16 protein-coding genes and 1 pseudogene are annotated in these 18,462 nt (G+C 60.3%); 5 read left to right on the top strand and 12 right to left on the bottom strand.

Annotation, left to right across the window (positions count from 1 at the left end; genetic code table 11):
- Positions 1-3: 3 nt before the first annotated feature.
- Positions 4-828, top strand: a complete 825-nt coding sequence (locus tag MUB52_RS01435) for an ABC transporter permease (protein WP_263842397.1) — start codon at positions 4-6, stop codon at positions 826-828.
- A gap of 263 nt (positions 829-1,091) precedes the next feature.
- Here the strand turns inward: MUB52_RS01435 and MUB52_RS01430 are convergent, their stop codons facing one another.
- The 7 genes from MUB52_RS01430 to MUB52_RS01400 form a co-directional block, all read right to left on the bottom strand.
- Positions 1,092-1,826, bottom strand: coding sequence for an anti-sigma factor (locus MUB52_RS01430; RefSeq protein WP_263842396.1), 735 nt, complete (start codon positions 1,824-1,826; stop codon positions 1,092-1,094).
- Positions 1,807-2,298 carry an RNA polymerase sigma factor gene (locus tag MUB52_RS01425; protein ID WP_263842395.1) on the bottom strand — a complete coding sequence of 164 codons (492 nt, stop codon included), beginning with the start codon at positions 2,296-2,298 and terminating at the stop codon, positions 1,807-1,809. Before MUB52_RS01425 ends, MUB52_RS01430 begins: the two co-directional genes overlap by 20 nt.
- Positions 2,299-2,362: 64 nt before the next feature.
- Positions 2,363-2,722, bottom strand: a complete 360-nt coding sequence (locus tag MUB52_RS01420; RefSeq protein ID WP_263842394.1) for a c-type cytochrome — start codon at positions 2,720-2,722, stop codon at positions 2,363-2,365.
- Positions 2,723-2,777: 55 nt separating this feature from the next.
- Positions 2,778-3,893, bottom strand: a complete 1,116-nt coding sequence (locus tag MUB52_RS01415) for a PQQ-dependent sugar dehydrogenase (RefSeq protein WP_263842393.1) — start codon at positions 3,891-3,893, stop codon at positions 2,778-2,780.
- A 356-nt stretch (positions 3,894-4,249) separates the two neighbouring features.
- On the bottom strand, positions 4,250-5,485 hold the full coding sequence (locus MUB52_RS01410) for an MFS transporter (RefSeq protein WP_263842392.1): 1,236 nt from the start codon (positions 5,483-5,485) through the stop codon (positions 4,250-4,252).
- A 1,265-nt stretch (positions 5,486-6,750) separates the two neighbouring features.
- Positions 6,751-7,632, bottom strand: a complete 882-nt coding sequence (locus tag MUB52_RS01405) for a bile acid:sodium symporter family protein (protein ID WP_263842391.1) — start codon at positions 7,630-7,632, stop codon at positions 6,751-6,753.
- A gap of 4 nt (positions 7,633-7,636) precedes the next feature.
- Positions 7,637-9,358 carry an AMP-binding protein gene (locus MUB52_RS01400; protein WP_263842390.1) on the bottom strand — a complete coding sequence of 574 codons (1,722 nt, stop codon included), beginning with the start codon at positions 9,356-9,358 and terminating at the stop codon, positions 7,637-7,639.
- 835 nt (positions 9,359-10,193) lie between these two features.
- On the opposite strand from MUB52_RS01400, the gene MUB52_RS24040 reads away from it, so the two are divergent.
- The 3 genes and pseudogenes from MUB52_RS24040 to MUB52_RS01385 all read left to right on the top strand — a co-directional run bounded on the left by MUB52_RS24040 (position 10,194) and on the right by MUB52_RS01385 (position 12,411).
- The gene (locus MUB52_RS24040) at positions 10,194-10,514 is read left to right on the top strand and encodes an ATP-binding cassette domain-containing protein (protein WP_404818171.1); all 321 of its coding nucleotides are present in this window, start codon (positions 10,194-10,196) and stop codon (positions 10,512-10,514) included.
- A gap of 15 nt (positions 10,515-10,529) precedes the next feature.
- Positions 10,530-11,379, top strand: a pseudogene (locus MUB52_RS01390) (ABC transporter substrate-binding protein).
- 6 nt (positions 11,380-11,385) lie between these two features.
- Positions 11,386-12,411, top strand: a complete 1,026-nt coding sequence (locus MUB52_RS01385; RefSeq protein WP_404818165.1) for a FecCD family ABC transporter permease — start codon at positions 11,386-11,388, stop codon at positions 12,409-12,411.
- Here the strand turns inward: MUB52_RS01385 and MUB52_RS01380 are convergent.
- The 5 genes from MUB52_RS01380 to MUB52_RS01360 all read right to left on the bottom strand — a co-directional run bounded on the left by MUB52_RS01380 (position 12,408) and on the right by MUB52_RS01360 (position 16,275).
- The gene (locus tag MUB52_RS01380; protein WP_263842388.1) at positions 12,408-13,316 is read right to left on the bottom strand and encodes a hypothetical protein; all 909 of its coding nucleotides are present in this window, start codon (positions 13,314-13,316) and stop codon (positions 12,408-12,410) included. The genes MUB52_RS01385 and MUB52_RS01380 overlap by 4 nt on opposite strands.
- Positions 13,313-13,720, bottom strand: coding sequence for a hypothetical protein (locus MUB52_RS01375; protein ID WP_263842387.1), 408 nt, complete (start codon positions 13,718-13,720; stop codon positions 13,313-13,315). The genes MUB52_RS01380 and MUB52_RS01375 overlap by 4 nt, the downstream gene beginning before the upstream one ends.
- A 38-nt stretch (positions 13,721-13,758) precedes the next feature.
- Entirely contained in the window at positions 13,759-14,712 is a 954-nt protein-coding gene (locus MUB52_RS01370; RefSeq protein ID WP_263842386.1) for a haloalkane dehalogenase, read from the bottom strand.
- A 110-nt stretch (positions 14,713-14,822) separates the two neighbouring features.
- Positions 14,823-15,440: a TetR/AcrR family transcriptional regulator gene (locus MUB52_RS01365; RefSeq protein ID WP_263842385.1), complete on the bottom strand. Its 618-nt coding sequence runs from the start codon at positions 15,438-15,440 to the stop codon at positions 14,823-14,825.
- Positions 15,441-15,672: 232 nt separating this feature from the next.
- The gene (locus MUB52_RS01360) at positions 15,673-16,275 is read right to left on the bottom strand and encodes an alpha-ketoglutarate-dependent dioxygenase AlkB family protein (RefSeq protein ID WP_263842384.1); all 603 of its coding nucleotides are present in this window, start codon (positions 16,273-16,275) and stop codon (positions 15,673-15,675) included.
- Positions 16,276-16,486: 211 nt separating this feature from the next.
- Here MUB52_RS01360 and dnaK point away from each other — a divergent pair, with 211 nt between their 5' ends.
- A complete protein-coding gene (gene dnaK / locus MUB52_RS01355; protein ID WP_263842383.1) occupies positions 16,487-18,397 on the top strand; it encodes a molecular chaperone DnaK in 1,911 nt (636 codons plus the stop codon).
- Positions 18,398-18,462: the final 65 nt, after the last annotated feature.

Below are 18,462 nucleotides of genomic sequence, written 5' to 3'. Positions count from 1 at the left end.
GCCATGTTTCAGGCAACCAGACGCAAATCGACCGGGCTCGTGTCGGCGCTCACGCTGCTTGAGTTGATCTATCACGCCACCGTGCGCTCGATCCGCAAGACCCACAACAACGCCTTCGCCGCGATCTTCATCAACGTGCTGCAAATGCTGATCTTCGTGTTTGTCTTCTACGTGATGTTCTCGCTGCTGGGCCTGCGCGGCTCTGCCATTCGGGGCGACTTTCTGCTGTACCTGATGTCGGGCATCTTCCTGTTCCTGACCCACACCAAATCCATGAGCGCGATCGTCGGCTCCGAAGGGCCTGCCAGCCCGATGATGCAGCACGCACCGATGAACACGATCATCGCCATCGCATCCGCCGCGGTTGGTGCACTCTATGTCCAGGTGCTCTCGCTGGGCATCATCCTTTTGGGCTATCACGTGGCCTTTACCCCCGTGGTCATTGAACAGCCCGCTGCCGCCTTCGGTATGCTGATGGTTGCCTGGTTCACCGGTGTCTCGCTCGGCCTCGTCCTGCTCGCGATCAAGCCCTGGTTTCCCCAGATGGTCAGCATCTTCTCGACCGTCTACCAGCGGGCCAATATGATTGCCTCGGGCAAGATGTTCGTGGCCAACAGCCTCCCCGGCTTCATGCTCGCGATGTTCGACTGGAATCCGCTGTTCCACGCCATCGACCAGGCCCGTGGCTTCACCTTCATCAATTACAACCCGCGCTACACGGACTGGCACTATGCCATGTGGGTCGGCGTGGTGCTGCTGATGATCGGACTGATGGGCGAGTTCTACACGCGCCGTCACGCCTCTCTGAGTTGGAGCGCGCGGCGCTAGGGACAGCATGATCCTTGCGCATGTCTGCAAACCTCAGACGGAACCCACCTCCGCCTCTCCCAACCGAATGGCCGCCTTATCACGGGAAACGTCAATTCTCTGGATCTGCTCCAATCGCGAATTCCCGGACGATGTCGTCAAAGCAGAACCCATGCGGTGCAGAAAGCGGGGTGTCACTTGCCCCGTTTTCCGGCCTTACTGCCGCTCCGAACTTAGCGAGAGGGTTCTTCGGGATGGGACGACCTGTCCCATAGCACCACCGCCTAGACGCCAGTTTCGACCAGCGCCTCGGCCAATCGCTCAATCAAGGCGTCGTCCTGACCGCCGATGAGCAGGTAGTCGTAGCCATCAAGAGACCAGACCGCACTGGCCATGCCTTCCATGCGCGTCATTACGAGCGGTTGACCGTCTGTGTCAGACGATCGCGTGATACACAGTGCAATGGGGATGCCCGTGTCCGACAGGAAGGACAATTGCAGCAGTGCTTGGCCTTCAAAGCTCAGAACTTGGGCCCGGCGGTACGCGATATCGGACAAAACCGATAGGGCATCGACCGAAAGCGATTTCCCGACAGAGGCTGTCACCCGGTCAAGTTCAAGGTCCTTTCCCGCCCTCGATTGCTCAAAATGAGCCAGAGTTTCCGTGGAGTAGAGCGCGTGATAGGCAGCGGCATATTCCATCCATCCATTCAGACCGGTGTCTCTGAGCGCGCCAACAAAGACGCCGAGTGCAAAGACGGCCGCGACGGCCACCGTGCTCAGCGCGACGAACAGGCGTCGTGGCCGCGCACGGACGAAGGCCGGGATCGAAATCGTGTCGGGCGCAAGCTCCTCGACGGCCTCGCGGAGCGCTGATCGATCAACGGTCAGCGCCTCCATGCGGGCTTGCAGGGCCGGGTCGTTTTGCAGGGCCAGTCTTATCTGCGCTGCGGGTGCGAAGTCGAACTCGCCATCAAGGTAAGCGGTCAGCTCTTCATCGCTAAAGTACCGATCTTGCACGGTGCCCCCCTTTCCGACCACCCATCTGGCGCGCCAGGTTGGTCCGCGCGGCTGCCAATCGGCTCATTACCGTGCCGATGGGAATGCCCAGGATCATGGACGCTTCTCGGTAGCTGTAGCCTTCGACATAAACGATCATCGCAGCTTGCCGCTGCGCTTCCGGCAAGTCGAGAATGGCTTGCAGCAGCTCGCGGCGCTCCATCTGGTGATCTGCGCTCGGCCCGGGATCGACGATGTCGACCACATCGATGCTCACAAGGCCCTGACCCATCCGCACCTTGTGCCGCCGCCGATCAGACATCCACAAGTTGTGGATGATCCTGAACACCCACTTGTCCAACGACGTAGACGGATCAAATTGCGTCGACCGCTCCAAGGCGCGCAAGCAGGCGGACTGCGTGAGCTCATCAGCTTCCGCCCGGGAGCCCGACAACGCCAGGGCATAGCGCCAGAGGCGCGGAAAGATCTGCACAAGACCTTCTCCGATATCGCGCGCATCGGGTTTTCGGGGCCGGAATAGCATCGCTGCAAAAAACCTAGTTCGAGCGCTCCAGAATGTAGGTGATCACAGCATCGATGTCGTCCTGGTCATCCATACCGCGATAACTCATCCGGTTGCCGGGAATGGTTCCCCGTGGGTCCATCAAGAAGGCCGACAACGTCTCCGGGTCCCACGTCAGCCCGGACGCCCGCAGCGCCGGCGAGTAGCGGAACCCCTCAACGGCACCCGCCGGCGCGCCGACGATCCCGTGGAGCGACGGCCCCACGCGATGACGCCCCTCTTCAAGCAGATGGCACGATGCGCATTGCTGTCTGAATATGGCTTCGCCGTCTTGTGCGAAAGTGGCGGCCGTGCTGGCTACGACGATCGCGCAACCCAAACCGAGTCTCAGCATAGTCTTGGCCTCCCTGGACCGCGGAGCCGGCGGCTCCGGGGTCGTCTGTTGTTGGTCATTCGGGAACGATGCGGTAGATCCCGCCTTCGAAATCGTCGTTAAGCACGTAGAGCGTGCCATCGGGGGCCTCGCGCACCTCGCGCACGCGGCCGAGTACCCCATCGATCACATATTCAGTGCCGATGACCTCGCCGTCCTCGCCGAGCATAATACGGATCAGTGCCTGTTGGACGAGCGAGCCTGTGAAGAGATCGCCCTGCCAGTTCGGGAACAGGTCGCCTTCGTAAATCTCCAAACCGGAAAGCGCCACGGTTGGCGCGATACCCCATGTAAATGTCGGCTCTTTGAACTCCGATGGGGTTTCAGCGCCCGGTGCATCCGCCCCGCCAAATTGTCGCGCGGGCCAGCCGTAATTCGCACCCATCTCAATGCGATTCAGTTCATCCCCGCCGACGCCCCCGTGGTCGATCGCCCAGATCGTACCATCCTCGGCAATCGCGATACCATGGGAGTTCTTGAAGCCCCAAGCGTAGATCGCAGGATGCAGGTCACCACCTGGATTGCCGTCGACCGGCGTTCCATCGGTTGTGATACGAATGATCGAGCCCAGTGTGTTTGTGCCGTCCTGCGCGGTCGGTGGGTCAGCGTGATCGCCGAAGGTGATCATGAGATGGCCGTCGGCGTCGAAACGGATGCGCGCGCCATAGCCCTCGTTGCTTTCGACACGCAGATCTGACTCAAAGATCGGTGTGAGGTTCTCCACGGCGCCATCGCCGATCTGCGCGGACATGATCTTCAACCAACGCGCACCATCTTCCAGATCGGAATAGGCGAAATAGACAGTGCGATCCTCGGCGAAGGCGGGGCTTGCCGTGACATCCAGCAGCCCGTCACGGAATTCACTGACGATATCCGGCATACCACCAAGGGGCGCACCAAGCGTGCCATCTGCCTCAACGATCCGCAATCGACCCGGCCGCTCGGTCACGATGATCCGGCCGTCAGGCAAAAAGTCGAGGCCCCAGGGATGTTCCAGCCCCTCGGCGACTGTTTCAAGAACGAAGCTATGCTCTGCGGTGACAAAAGATGTCCCATCAACCTCTGCCCAAGCTATGCTCGCAGCGCCGACCACCAGGGCGCCAAACACTCCCCCTGCTAACGATGTTTTCATCCAGCAAAGTCCTCCTCTTGCGTCGAGCCCAGCAATGGCCTCCTTTTGCAAACGCGCGAGCACCGAAATCTATACGAATTTTTTTTGGTACTGTTGGCGGCCAATGCTTTCCAAAACCCAGCCTTCGGGAATCTCCAAGTACCTGCGTCCTCGTCTCTGACACGACGGCGGACATTTATGCGGTGTGTCGCATTCGCCACTTTGAGCCAGAGGCTGCCATCTGACAGCTCGGCCGGTTGATCGGAATAGCACGAACCCGACGTTCGACCTTTGGTCATCTAGCGGCCGTGAGGACAATGCGCCATTTCGATCCAACTGCGCCAATGAGCGTTCTTGCTGCCACGGGTCCTAGCAGATCAGTCGATCTTTAGGCGATTTACGCCCCAAAGGAACAGCAGCCCGGTTCCCGCAGCGGCAAGAACGAATGGGAGCGATAGTGCCAAATCACGGCCAAGAAATGGCTCGCCGAACGACACGACCGCACCGCCCAAAAGCGCGCCCAGCGACATCGTTCCCCATCCAAAGAACCGGTACACGCTGTTGACCCGCCCAAGCAAATCATCCGGTATCGAACGCTGTCGATAAGATACCGTCACAACGTTCCAAAGCGCTGCAACGAGTGTTTGGAAAAACAGAGCGACTGCGACAGTAAGCGGGTCCGCGAACAAGCCTATGATCAGGAATGGAATGGGTATGAGACCCAAGGCCAATGTGAGGCTGCGCTGTGCGCCGATCTGTGACACGATTGCGGGGCACAGAAAGCCACCGAGCACGCCGCCTACTGCACCCGCCGTCAGCAGCAGGCCATAGCCGGAAGCCGAAAGTCCGAGCCGCTCTTGTGAAACAAGCACCAGAACAACAAGTGCGAGCATGGACAGCCCGTTGATAATGCCAAGCGACACAGCAAGGCGTCGCAGCACCGGGCGCGTCCAGAGCCATCGCAGACCTTCCAGTGTTTCGTCGCGCCAAGACCGTTTTGGAGGTGCAATGCGCGGGGGCAAAACAACGAACCAAATCATCAGGGCAGCAAGCGCGAAGGCGACGGCGTTCATGAAGAACGGTGTTAGCAAAGAGAAGCCTATCAACAGACCGGCAAGCGGCGGCCCTACAAAGCGACCTAGAATTGTTTCCACGCTCCAGAGCTGCCCGTTGGCTTTTTCCAAATCGTCCTTCTGGACAAGGGCGGGCATGAGTGTTTGGGCAGCGTTGTCGCGCACCACTTCAGCGCATCCCAAAAGGAACGCCAGTGCGGAGAGTGCGAGGATGTACGGCAGCACCGCCTCAGGTGCAGGGGCGGTCGGCAAGGACAAGATCAAACCGACAACACCAAGCGCCAAAACAAGTCTGAAACAGTCGGCTTGCACGATCAGACGTCGCCTGTCGGCACGGTCGGTCAACACACCAGCAGGCACTGCAAGAAGCAGCCATGGCAGTCGCCCGGCGAAGGCGACAAGTCCGATCAGAAGTGGATCACGGGTCAGAAGTGTCGCGAGCCAGGGGAAAGCCACACCTGCAATGCCGTCGGCCAGATTGGTCGCACCAGATGCGGTGATGAGCTTGAGGTAGTTTCTGTCTTGAACAAGCGCTGCCATCTGCCGATCACACGCTCTTTGAGCATTGGCGTCAAATGGGAATCATGGAAGATGACGTTCGCGCGTCGCCCCGCATCGATCATTTTAGGCCGGTCCGCAGAACTCTGAGGCAGTGCAGAATCCATAGGTCCAATGGACGGCCAGCGACCTACGTGAGGCCCTAATGTGTGTACTCACCGTTGTTCGCAAATGCTTTCTGGCATGGTCTCGGACGTCGCTCATATGTGTCCGGCCTGTTAATGGGCACGCGCCGTCATCTTATTGCGGGCAAGGTCTATGATGACGATCCGGGCCGTCAGACTCTTGCGGCGCAACTGTTCTGTTTCATGCTTTCTGTCAGTCACGAATTCCTTTTGATCGACCCGGCTTAAGCACCGATGGCGACCACGTCTCGTGGTGTATCAAACGCGGTTTTGCGTCTCGGGATACTCGGGAGCCGTCCTTGCGAGATTGCTGGCTGGCGCGACTGCCAGCCTGTTTCTTTTCATCCGCTCACCCGCTCTCGTCAGCCAGTCTCAAAAACCAAGGTCTGACCATCTGTTGATGCGCAACGGGACGACTTGAGCCGCCTGAACGAATGGTGTCCGCAGGAGCGGCTCGCGCGTCTGGTGATGCGTCCCAGGACCGTTCGGCAGCCTGTGCTCTACTGTCGGGGCATAGGACCGACCCAAGCCGCAAGGTCTCGACCGCGCTCATGTGCTTCACCTGTCCCAATAGCGGCAACCCTTGCCGCCGCGATGATGTGGCCGATCACCCCAACCATAACCGATCGCAATTGCGACCAATCAGGACCGCGCGCATGCGTGGCGATATCTGGTATTCGCAGTCTTCCAGGATCGTCTCTAATAGGTTCATCAGAGCACGCAGCCCTTACGCACCGAAATGTTCTGTTGGATCAGAAGGCGGATCGTCACCGTTCTGTGCGACACCGGTCGCGAACGAACGCGATGCAGCGCTTGCAGGTCCAGTTGGTCCAAGCTCTACTCGGGACGGTCGGTAGATTGGGGCGAGGCCGGACCTGCAGGCTGAAGCAGCCGGTACATCCGATTGGCCGACCTCCACGACGGGGTGCGCATGTTGCTACTTCTGCCCCCTAGTCTAGATCGCCATCACTGCGTTGCGGGCCGCCGAATGTGATATTCGCCGCAACTCTACAGTGTTGGCGACGCAAGACTAAGGCAACCGGGACACAGCCAACGTTCGACCCGAACGATTGGGCATCTTCAGGCGCATCGTCTCGAGACTGCGGCCGTCCCAAAGGTGCTCTACAGCAAACTGTCTGGCATCTTCTGCTCGGCTGCGGTATTGGCGCGCCGAAACGCCAGCGTAAACGCCGTCGAGGTCATGACGATGAACATCGAATAAAGCGCGCCGACTGCTATGATGGATTGCTGTTCCTCGCCGGGAAACGTCAGGACGATGATCGCGACGGCGAGCGGTGCGTTTTGAATGCCCGTCTCCAGCGCGACGGTGCGGGCGTTTCTGGGATGCAGACGCAGAAGCTTGGCAAAGCCGTAGCCGATCAGGATGCCGAAGACACCCAGCATGATCGCCGCGAAATAGGTTGAAGGCTCAGTCGTCATCAGGAACTGCCAGTTGCGCGGCACCCATGAGATCGCGATGAAGGCGATAAAGACGATCGCGAGCACCGAGCCAAAGAATTCGGTCACGGCGCCCACATTGGCGCTGATCTTGCGCAGCACCATGCCGATGACCACGGGAACCAGGAGGATGACCAACGTGGCAATGATGTTGTCGCGCGGAATCTCCAGATCCAGCGCCGAAGCGTAGACCAGAAGGACCAACGGGATGAGAAACACTCCGAACACGGTCGACGTCACCGTCATGAGCACCGACAGCGCCAGGTTCCCTTTTGAGAAATAGGTGAAGATGTTTGACGTCGTGCCCCCGGGCATACAGGAGACAATCAGAAGCCCAAGGGCGATCGCCTCGGGCAGGTCCAGTGTCACGGCCATGACAAAGCCGATGAACGGCATGAAGCCGTATTGCGAGACAACGCCGATCGCCAGCCCATAGGGTCGGCGTAAGGCGAACCAGAAATCCCTGGGCGTGAGCGAGGCGCCCATCCCCAGCATGATGACAAAGATCATTGCCGCCAGAAGCGCCTGTTCCAAAGGTCCGACCATCGATCTACTCCGACGCCTGGTCCTGCGACTCTTGCGCGCGCAGGTCTTTGCGGAGGATCTTGCCGACATTGGACTTTGGCAATGTGTCACGGAACTCAACGAGCCTTGGCACCTTGTAGGCGGTCAGATGCGCCTTGCAGTGGCTGCGGATATCCTCGACCGACAAGCCGGGGTCCTTGGGCACGACGAAGGCCTTGACGGCCTCGCCCGTTGACTCGTTCGGCACACCGATCACCGCTGATTCAAGGATGCCGGGGTGCTGTGACAAGCAGTCTTCGACTTCGTTCGGGTAAACGTTGAAGCCCGAGACGACAACCATGTCCTTCTTGCGATCCACGATGTAGAAATAGCCGTCAGCATCCATCACGCCGATGTCACCGGTCAGGAACCAGCCGCCCTTCAGCACCTCCTCGGTCGCATCGGGCCTTTGCCAGTAGCCTTTCATCACTTGAGGACCCTTGGCGGCAATCTCGCCCCGCTCACCTTGGGCTACTGGTATGCCGTTGTCGTCCACACAGGCCATGCGCGTCGACGGCACCGGCACGCCAATGGAGCCGTCCCGCGTCTTCCCCACCGGATTGAAGCTCAGGACAGGCGATGTCTCCGTCAGCCCGTAGCCCTGCAGCAATGGCTTGCCTGTGATCTCTTGCCACCGCGTCGCGACGGCCACCTGCAGCGCCATCCCCCCGGCCGAGGCCAGCTTCAGGTGCTTCGGCGGACTGTCGAGAAACCAAATCTCTCTCGAAAGGCCATTGAACAGCGTGTTCACCCCACTCATCCAGGTGATTTTGTAGTTCTCGAAGGCCCGCTTCAGGTTTGTGAGCGGCCGGGGGCTGGGGATCAGGATGTTCCGTGCGCCCAGCCGGTAAAGGCCGAGAAGATTCACCGTAAATGCGAAGATGTGGTACAGCGGCAGAGCTGTCAGGCCAACCTCCTTGCCGCGCTCCAAGGCCGGTATCATTTCAAGCGTTTGCTCCATGTTCAGGATCAGATTGGCGTGCGTCAGCATCGCGCCCTTGGCCACCCCCGTGGTTCCGCCAGTGTACTGAAGGCAGGCGATATCGTCCGGCGCGACGTCCTTGTCATAAAGGGCCACCTCGATCCGATCCCGGTCCCGATGCGCACGCCCGGCCCGAATGGCCTGCGAAAAGCGAATGTGCGGGACCTCGATGGGTTTGACCGATCGGTCCCAGTGCTTCTGTACGAGGCCGATGATCCCACGGGGCAGAGATGGCAGAAACTCTGCAACCCGGGTCACGATGATGTTCGGGATCGGGTGGCCGCGGGTCGCTTCGGCAATCTTGTCAGCGAACATGTCGACGATCACCAGCGCATGTGGCTCTGCATCCTGGAACTGGCGTGCCATTTCTTCGGCCGTGTAAAGCGGATTGACGTTCACCAGAACGCAACCCGCCTTCAGGATACCGAAGGCGGCAACTGGAAAGCTCAGACCATTGGGCATCTGAACAGCGACGCGATCGCCCTTTTGCAAGCCTGCCACTTCGCGGAGGTATACGGCGAAGGCATCCGAGAGTTCGTCAACCTGGGCAAAGCTGAGCGTCCCATTCATGCCGTTGGGCATGCATGCGGTGAACGCCGGAGCGGATCCATAGGTATCTGCGACGGAGCGTATAAGATCGCCCAACGTGCGGTATGCTGCGGTTTCGATCTCGGCGCGGATGTCCGGGCCGTAAAACGCAACCCAGGGCCTGTCGTTCTCCGTCATCGAACTTCTCCCTACCTGCCGCAGACTGGCGGGTTGTCGTACACCGTTTCTCTACGTCAGTAGAGTGGCCGCCACATGATGAACGTCAAGTGCGTTCCAAGGAGTTCGAGGCAGAGACACGGCACATCGAGCTCGACCTGTGTTTGCTGTCATTCGGAGAGGCACTGTTTGGGCTGGGCCGCCTTGGGCTCATTGCCAAAGTCGGAGCGAATGCAGAATTTGCCAACGGATCTGTCTCACTCACGTGAGAACGGCCCATGCCTTCTGTTTAGGACCCATTCCCATCGCGACAGCGCTGCCAGTCGGAACGCCCGTTCGCCACAGACCCGAAACATGGTGTTGTTCGCATGTCGACGCATTGCAACGGTTTCGCGCATGGAAAGGGATTTCGCAAAGGCCGCTATCTCCTCCCGCGCCGGCATCGTAGTGAACAATCGCGCTCGGCACCCACAGCCAACACACAGCGATCAGTCGGATTTCTTCGAAAAAGCTGAAGATACGTCAGGTTGATCGGTTTCCCGCAGCGGCGTGTGAATCTTCCACGTCTGTCGCACACCGTCAGCGGCATGCACCGTCAGAACGGTTGCCACAGGTGGACAGGGCGCGTTCTTGGCGTTGTTTGACCCAAGAGTGCCGCGAAATTCATGCTCCTGGGGCTGCTCTCCCGCCATCATTGTTCCACAACAGGATCGGTTGAGATCGATGAGGCTGATGTCTGGTTGATCTCGGCCCGAGAGCACCGATCTCGTGGACGGCGCGCTCAGCCTTCTTGGCTTGTACGGGTTTCGGAGATCGGCATCTTGGCATACTGTCGGGCGGCGAACGCCAGCGCGTGATGATCGCCCGCGCCCTCGCGCAAGAGCCGCGGCTTTTGGCCCCAGATGAACCCACCAATCACCTCGATATCCGTCATCAATTGGAACTGTTGGCGCTGGTCAGAGATCTGCCTCTGACAATTGTCACATCCCTATATGATTTGAACATGGCAGCCCAGATCTGCGGCGGCGTCTTGCTGTTGCAGGCTGGTCAGCCTCTCGGCTTTGGGCGGCCGGACAGCGCATTTGCCACAGCTGTCGTCTCGGACGCCTTTCGCGCTGCAGCCAGACAAGAACACCTCGCGCCAAGCGGCACCAAGCAGCCGACATTCCACCTCTAAGAACGGAAACATGACATGAAAAACCTTGCAGTCACCGCGATTGCTCTGAGCCTGACACCTGGTTCGGCTTTCGCAGGAACGACGGTGCAAAGCTGCAATCGCACGGTGACCCTCGACGCCCCACGGGAGCGAGCGATCTCCGACGACGTAAATCTGACCGAGATGATGCCTGTCCTGGGCCTCGCGGATCGCATGGTTCGCTATACCGGCATCTCCGGCCGGAAAACGCTGGATGAGGAGATGCGGACGGGCGTCGAAGAGCTCCCCAAGCTATCGGCAAAGTATCCCCCAAAGGAAGTCATCGTCGGTGCGGATGCGGATTTCTTCTTTGCGGGGCGGAACTACGGCATGAAAGTCGGCGGTGCAGTTACACCAGAGACCTTGGCGCCCTGCGGCATCCAGGTCTGTGAGCTGACCGGGTCTTGCACTCGTATCATGGACAAGGATCGGGCGAGCATCGAGGACATGTTCTCCGACCTCATCAACCTTGTGAAGATCTTCGGCGTCGAAGACAGGGCTGAAGACCTGGTGAGTGCCTAAAAGGCCGACCTCGCCGCGGTCACCAACGCTCTCGCAACCGGCGATCCCTTGCGCGTCTTTGTCTGCAACAGCGGCGAGGATCCACCGTTCACGGCAGGGCTTTCTGCCATTCCCACTGCGCTGACTGAGGCTGCGGGGGCGCCAATGCCATGGACGGCTTTGAGAAAAGTTGGGGCACCTTGCCATGGGAAGAGGATGTGGAACAAATCCGGCCTTTGCGAATATCGACGCCGTGAGGCAGGATCGCTTTGTAACCCTGGACTACGTTGAGGCCAGGCCGAGGCCACGCAACATCCAAGCCATCAAGACACCGGCTCTGGGCTGAGTAGCCATGACAGAAGCAGCAGCGCAGTCCCGCGCGATCCGAATGGGCAAGCCTTCGGTCCTTGCCTGCGGGGGCTTGGCTGTCCTGCTGCTTTCAAGATCCATTGCTGTCTCTGTAGGCGCGGTCTCAGTCCCGACAAACACGGTTCGGGCAGTTCTCACCGACAAACTCTGGCCGGGGCTTGTTGAACAAAGCCAGAGCCATCGACGCGAGGCGATCGTCTGTGACATTCGGTTTCCCAGGACACTTTTGGTTGTGATGGTCGGGGCTGGCCTCGCGATGGTCGGAGCGAGCCTGCAAGCCGTCGCGCGCAATCCTCTGGCAGATCCTCACCTTCTTGGCATCTCGTCTGGTGGTGCCTTCGGCGCCATCTCGGCGTTCTTGCATTCAGGTCCGTTTCTCGGGCTGCTGACCGTTCCCCTCAAGACGTTCGCAGCTGCGCGCTTGGCAACCTTCATTGTGCTCGGCGTGTCCCGACTGGCTGACGCCACACGCGCAGACCGGCTTGTTCTGGCTGGTGTTGCGGTGTCCTTCATCATTGGGGCTGGCGCGAATGGATTGATTTCTTTCGGCGACCCACGCGCGTCTCGCACGGTTGTATTCTGGATGCCTGACGGGCTTGGCCTCGCACAATGGGATTGGCTGATCATCCTGCTGGCCTGCGGGATCTGGCCTATGAGCCGCACGACCGAGCTCAACGCGATGGCTGTGGGTGATGAGACGGCCGCAACGCTTAGCATACCAGCTGTGCGGTCGGGGTGGAACAACATCGAACCGGACTGTCACACAGGCCGCAGCATTGACCAAGGAGGGCCCACTGCGGACTTTGGCTACAATAGGATCAAGGTCAGTTTTTGGGGAAAGTTTGATGGAAGCGGGGCTCTTGGGCTGCCGCCACTAAGGTCATCAGATGGTAGCGTTACGGCCCTCCTCCTCAAAACGGCGATCTCCCCTACTTTGGCTGGGGCTGCATCGGCGCGATCCTTTCGCCCTCGCGTCCGGGCGGGACCCGGCCAGCAAGGCGGATGTTAAAATGGAGGCAGGCCGACCACGAGGATCGGATCGGCGGTCCAGCAGAGCTGCGGACCGTTATCGGTTTCCACCTGCTCGCCGGACGAGGACAGGACGATGGTTTCGACTGTCTCGCCATCGGGGACCCCCAAATCGGCGAGGTCTAGAACGGTGGAATAGACCTTGAAGTAATCGATCGTGGCGAGGGCGCGCATGTCGAGGTTGACCAGTTGTTCGAGCGTTTCGATACGCACGTCGGCGCGTCCGATCTCCTCGGTCCCGTAGTTCACCTGCGGGCCCGCGGGGCCGACGTCGATGAAATCTTCCGGCATAAGCGTAACTTCGGACTGGTCCGGCAGTGATACGATGATGGCGTCTGCGCCCGAGGCAGGCACGCCGGGGCAGCCGCCCGAGACGCGGCCGGCGGGCAGGCTTGCTTCAGCGATCAGAAGCTCGGGACCTGGGCCGTTCTTGAGGCCACCATCGGGGAAGGTGAGCGTCATGCCATCAACGTCGTCGGCGATGTTGAGGAGCATCGAGTTGGCCAGGTCATCACTGACGAGCATGAGCCGGCGGGCGCCGGGGACCCGCGCGCTGGGTAAAGCATCTCGTCCTGGCCTGCCGCGGGTGATGGGTGTATCCGGACCGGCGGGGACGCCGAGACCAACGATGATCGGCGCGGCGGCCTGCGCGTAGCCCGCCAGTTCGGGCCGTAGCCACTCCGACGCCTCGATCCTTCGGGGTCCGTTCGGCCCGTCAATGACGACCGCCAAGAACCGGTTTTCGCGCGTCGCCGGATCGAGCCGCATCTCAAGGTCGAGCGGTGGCGCCGTCTGCGCAATCGCGGGGAAAGTCAGCATGACCGAGACGGCCAGTGCGAACAGGTTTGCGGTAGTACAAGTCGGGATCTTGTGAGGCACGGTCATGCCCTTACCCGAGCGACCGTGGTTGTCGCGACAGCGACGATCCAGAGCGTGGGGCCGATCCAGCCGCTGGGCCACCAAGGGAAGAGGCCCGGGAGCATGAAGAACAGGAACAGTCCGACCTCGGTCCAGCCAATGGTCAGAAGCTGCGCCCAATAGGATATCCGGTTGTTCCGGGCGATCCACCAGGCGACGACGATGGCGAAGACTGCGAAGAAGAGGATATGGAACGCGCCCTGGAAGATGCGGGCCTGAAGCGCAGGATCCTCCATCGCGGCCGCGGCCTGGAACATCCGGATAACGACGCGGATATGCCAGAGACCCCACAGGACGTACGCAACCGCGCCGATCTTGGCGAGCAGGGAGGTTGACACAAGATCGTCAGATTGCGCGCTGTTGTCGGTCATCAGATTTCGCCTTTCCGTCGAGGGGCATGGGCCGACACTCAATTGTCCAACGTGGCGAGCCAGTCGCCCAGGCCGTCGGCCACGGCTTGCGGGTCTTCCTCCTGCAGCGCGTGTCGGCCCGGACCGATGTTGGTGAGTGTCACGTTCTTTGCGTTGTCTTCGTTCCAGCGGGCAAGGTCTTCTGGGTAGAGCCGTCCCGGCTCGGCATAGAGGACGAGCTTGGGCAGGTCGGTCGTGGTCCACCATGTGACGGCTGCGGAATATGTGGCGACGACGTCGGCGGGTGCGCCGCCGATAGGCAGCGAGCGGGACATCTCAAGGATTGGCTGGCGGCTTTCGGGTTTGGGGAAGGGGCGGTTGTATTCAGCAACGACGGCCTCTGGCATCGGTTTCTCGGTCATCGTCGGCATGATCCTGTCGAGCCAGAGGTTGCCGTTGAGGACGTTCTCCTCGCCCAGGCCCGGGTCACGCATGGCGCGGAACAGGCCCGCGATGCGTTCTGGCATCTCGTCGTAGGTGGGGCGCGGATAGACCGGGGGCATGGCGCCTTCCATGGTGGCGAAGCCTGCGAAGTCTTCGGCGTTCTGAGCCGCCCAGACGAGCGCGATGCCCGCGCCCCAGTCATGCCCTACAGCGATGATATCCGAGAGGTCGAGCGCATCCGCGAAGCTGGCCAGATGCGCGGCCTGATCGGTCACGCCGTATCCGTCGCCGCTGCTGTCGCCGAAGCCAACCAGATCAACCGCGATGAGGCGAAAGATCTGCCGATCAAGGCCCGTCATGACATTGCGCCAGATGTAGGAAGAGAACGGCAGGCCGTGGACGAAGACCACCGGCTTACCTTCGGGATTGCCGATCTCGTAATAGGCGATCTCGGCGTTGGCCGTTTTGACAATCTGGATCTCCGCGGGTCGGTCGAGGCTCTGCTGGGCCAGAGTGGGACATGCCGTGAAGGCGGCGATCGCAGTAAGGGTGGGGATGGCGGAACGCATCTGATCCTCATTTTAAGATCCGTTGATCTCAAATTACTGGAGGATTAAAGAACGTCAAGTTCAAAATTATGGGAGTTGCTCACGCGGGCATACGGCCGCCGAGTTCGCGATCAGGTCTGCCGGATGGCGGATTGTGCCGTTGCGGCAACCGCGAGCAGAGCCGCTCGGTCGGCACCAGCCTTGGCAAGCAAGACCATTCCCGCGACAGTTGCAGAAAGAAAGAGACCCACTGCCTCGACCCGGTCGGTGGGCAGAGTGCCTTCTTCCGCCGCGCGTTGTGCAACCGCCGTCATGATTGAAGTGAAGCGGGCATTTGCATCATCGAGAGCGGCGTCGATTTCCGCATCCATGCCACCGATCTCCAACGTAGAATTACAGCGCAAACATCCCGCGGGCGCCTCGCCACCGGAAAGCCGCAGGGCGGAGGCTCTGAGAAGTCGGTGCAGAACGGCACCGGCGTCAGGTTCGCCCGCCATCGCTTCAGCCGCGCGGGCCTCAAACCGGTCGGCGTAGAGCTTCAGCGACGCGATGAAAATCGCCCGCTTGTCACCGAAGGTCTTGTAAAGAGAATTTCGGGAGGCCTTCGTTTCGCGAACCAGGTCACCAAGCGATGTCTGAGCATAGCCGTTGCGCCAAAAGGTAAGCATAGCCGCTTCGAGCGCATCATCGGTCCGGAAGTTCCGGGGGCGCCCGATCCGCCGGGGAGGTTTCGGAAAAGCCTTGGTCATAAGACGTATAATTTGGAACAGTTAGTCTATATTGTACAGCGGAACAATTTGTTCGAGTACCTGCGAACAGATGCATGCGGCACGAGATCGTTCTGCAAGTTTCCAAATGGCGTCATTGGCCAGACCGCACGATCGCGAGTGTCTGAACTGCTGGTTTACCAATCCACTCTAGCGGCCATTGGTCTACTTTGCTGCATCGGCCACTTTGCACGCAACGCCGAGGTTGTTTCGTCTATGTCACTACGCGCAGCGTCAGGTTGACCCGGCCGCCCTTCGGAAACAGCGTGCTCGATCCGAACCGGATCCGATCCACGCCGTGATGCGCCAGTCGTGCGGCACCGCCCATCACCACCACATCGCCGGACTGCAACCAGATGGATTGGGTTTTTCCGCCGCGCTCCGGCCCACCCATCCGGAACAGCCCCGCATCTCCCAGCGAGATCGAGACGACCGGCCAGTCATAGCTCACCTCATCCTTGTCCTGGTGCATACCAAGGCGCGCGCCCTCGCCATAGTAATTGATCAGGCAGCACTCGGGCCGGCGCGCAACCCCGGCCAGCGCGTCCCAGACATCGAGAACTTGCTGCGGGATCGCCGGCCACGGCGTGCCCTGCGGATGCTCCGGCGCATAGCGATAGCCTTGCCGGTCCGTGATCCAGCCGAAAGCACCCGCCGCTGTCATGCGGACCGACATCGGCTTGCCCCGCGGTGTCACCGGCACCACGAAAGGGGCCTGCCGCACCATCTCGCGCAGCGCCGCGACCATTGTCTCCTGCGCGGGCACATCGAGGTAAGATTTGTAAATGTCGAAGCCTGCAACCGTCAGATGTGACACGCTGTTTCGCCTCTCTCCGAAAAATGCAAGGTTTTTGCCGCAAGAATCCTCGCAGACCCTGATCCTAAAGGTTGCAGCGCCCCGGACCCCTCCTTATATACGCTGCGAACCGCACGAAGCGACCCGCTTCATGTGTTACCAGATCGGGGCAGCGGCGCCATAACGGGCCATTCGCTCCGTGTCATCGCCTTTAAGTAAGAGGGATCAAAACATGACCAAAGTCATTGGTATCGACCTGGGAACCACGAACAGCTGCATCTCCATCATGGACGGCAGCCAACCCCGCGTCATCGAAAACTCCGAAGGGGCCCGGACGACCCCCTCCATCGTCGCCTTCACGGATGACGAGCGACTCGTAGGCCAGCCCGCGAAACGGCAAGCCGTCACCAACCCCGAGAACACCATCTTCGGCGTCAAGCGCCTGATCGGTCGTCGGTTCGACGACGCAGATCTCGCCAAGGACAAAAAGAACATGCCGTTCAACGTCATCGACGGTGGCAACGGCGATGCCTGGGTGGAAGCCAAGGGTGAAAAATACTCCCCGTCCCAAATCTCCGCCTTCATCCTCGGCAAGATGAAAGAGACAGCCGAGAGCTATCTCGGCGAAGAGGTGACCCAAGCGGTCATCACCGTGCCCGCCTATTTCAACGACGCCCAGCGTCAGGCCACCAAGGACGCCGGCAAGATCGCGGGCCTCGAGGTCCTGCGCATCATCAACGAACCGACAGCTGCCGCACTGGCCTACGGCCTCGACAAGGAGAACAGCCAGACCATCGCGGTCTATGACCTCGGCGGCGGGACCTTCGACGTGACCATTCTGGAGATCGACGATGGGCTTTTCGAAGTGAAATCCACCAACGGCGATACGTTCCTCGGGGGTGAAGACTTCGACATGCGCATCGTGAACTACCTCGCGGATGAGTTCAAAAAGGAGCATCAGGTCGACCTGACGCAGGACAAGATGGCCCTGCAGCGCCTCAAAGAGGCCGCCGAGAAAGCCAAGATCGAGCTGTCGTCTTCCAGCCAGACCGAGATCAACCAGCCGTTCATCTCGATGGGTGCCAATGGCCAGCCGCTGCACATGGTCATGAAGCTGACCCGCTCCAAGCTGGAAAGCCTGGTGAGCGACCTGATCAAGAATTCGATCAAACCCTGCCAGGCAGCGCTGAAAGATGCGGGCCTCTCCGCGTCCGACATCGACGAAGTTGTGCTCGTGGGTGGTATGACCCGCATGCCGAAAGTGGTCGAGGAAGTGACCAAATTCTTCGGCAAGGAGCCGCACAAGGGTGTGAACCCCGACGAGGTCGTCGCCATGGGTGCCGCCATTCAGGCCGGCGTTCTGCAAGGCGATGTGAAGGATGTGGTCCTGCTCGACGTGACCCCGCTGAGCTTGGGCATCGAAACCCTGGGTGGTGTCTTCACCCGCCTGATCGACCGCAACACCACGATCCCGACGAAGAAATCGCAGATCTTCTCCACTGCCGAAGACAACCAGAACGCGGTGACCATCCGGGTCTTCCAGGGGGAGCGTGAGATGGCCTCCGACAACAAGATCCTCGGTGCCTTCAACCTCGAAAACATCCCGCCCGCCCCGCGCGGCATGCCTCAGATTGAGGTGACCTTCGACATCGACGCCAACGGCATCGTGTCGGTGGGTGCGATGGACAAGGGCACCGGCAAGGAGCAGAAGATCACGATCCAGGCCTCGGGCGGTCTCTCCGACGAGGACATCGAAAAGATGGTCAAGGACGCTGAGGAGAACGCGGAAGCGGACAAGGCCCGCCGCGAGCTGATCGAGGCGAAAAACCAGGCGGAGAGCCTCATCCACTCGACCGAGAAATCGATGGAAGAGCATTCCGACAAGGTCGACCCGACCACCATCGAAGCCATCGAGCTGGCGATCGCAGCCCTCAAGGACGAGCTGGAAACCGACAACGTCGACAAGATCAAGTCGGGTATCCAGAACGTGACCGAGGCCGCGATGAAGCTGGGCGAGGCGATCTACAAGGCCGCACAGGAAGACGGTGAAGATGTGGCGGAAGCCACAGACGCACCGCGCGGCGACGACGATGATATCGTCGATGCCGAGTTCGAAGATCTCGACGACGACAAGCGCGCGTAAGCGGCGCGTAACCCGGAACCACTGCATAGGCCGACCTCCGGGTCGGCCTGTCACGTTCCAGTAAG

The sequence above is a fragment of the Roseobacter sinensis genome (assembly GCF_025755255.1).
Taxonomy (GTDB): domain Bacteria; phylum Pseudomonadota; class Alphaproteobacteria; order Rhodobacterales; family Rhodobacteraceae; genus Roseobacter; species Roseobacter sinensis.
Note: the sequence above shows the minus strand (reverse complement) of the source record. Positions and strands in the feature narration are given on the sequence as shown.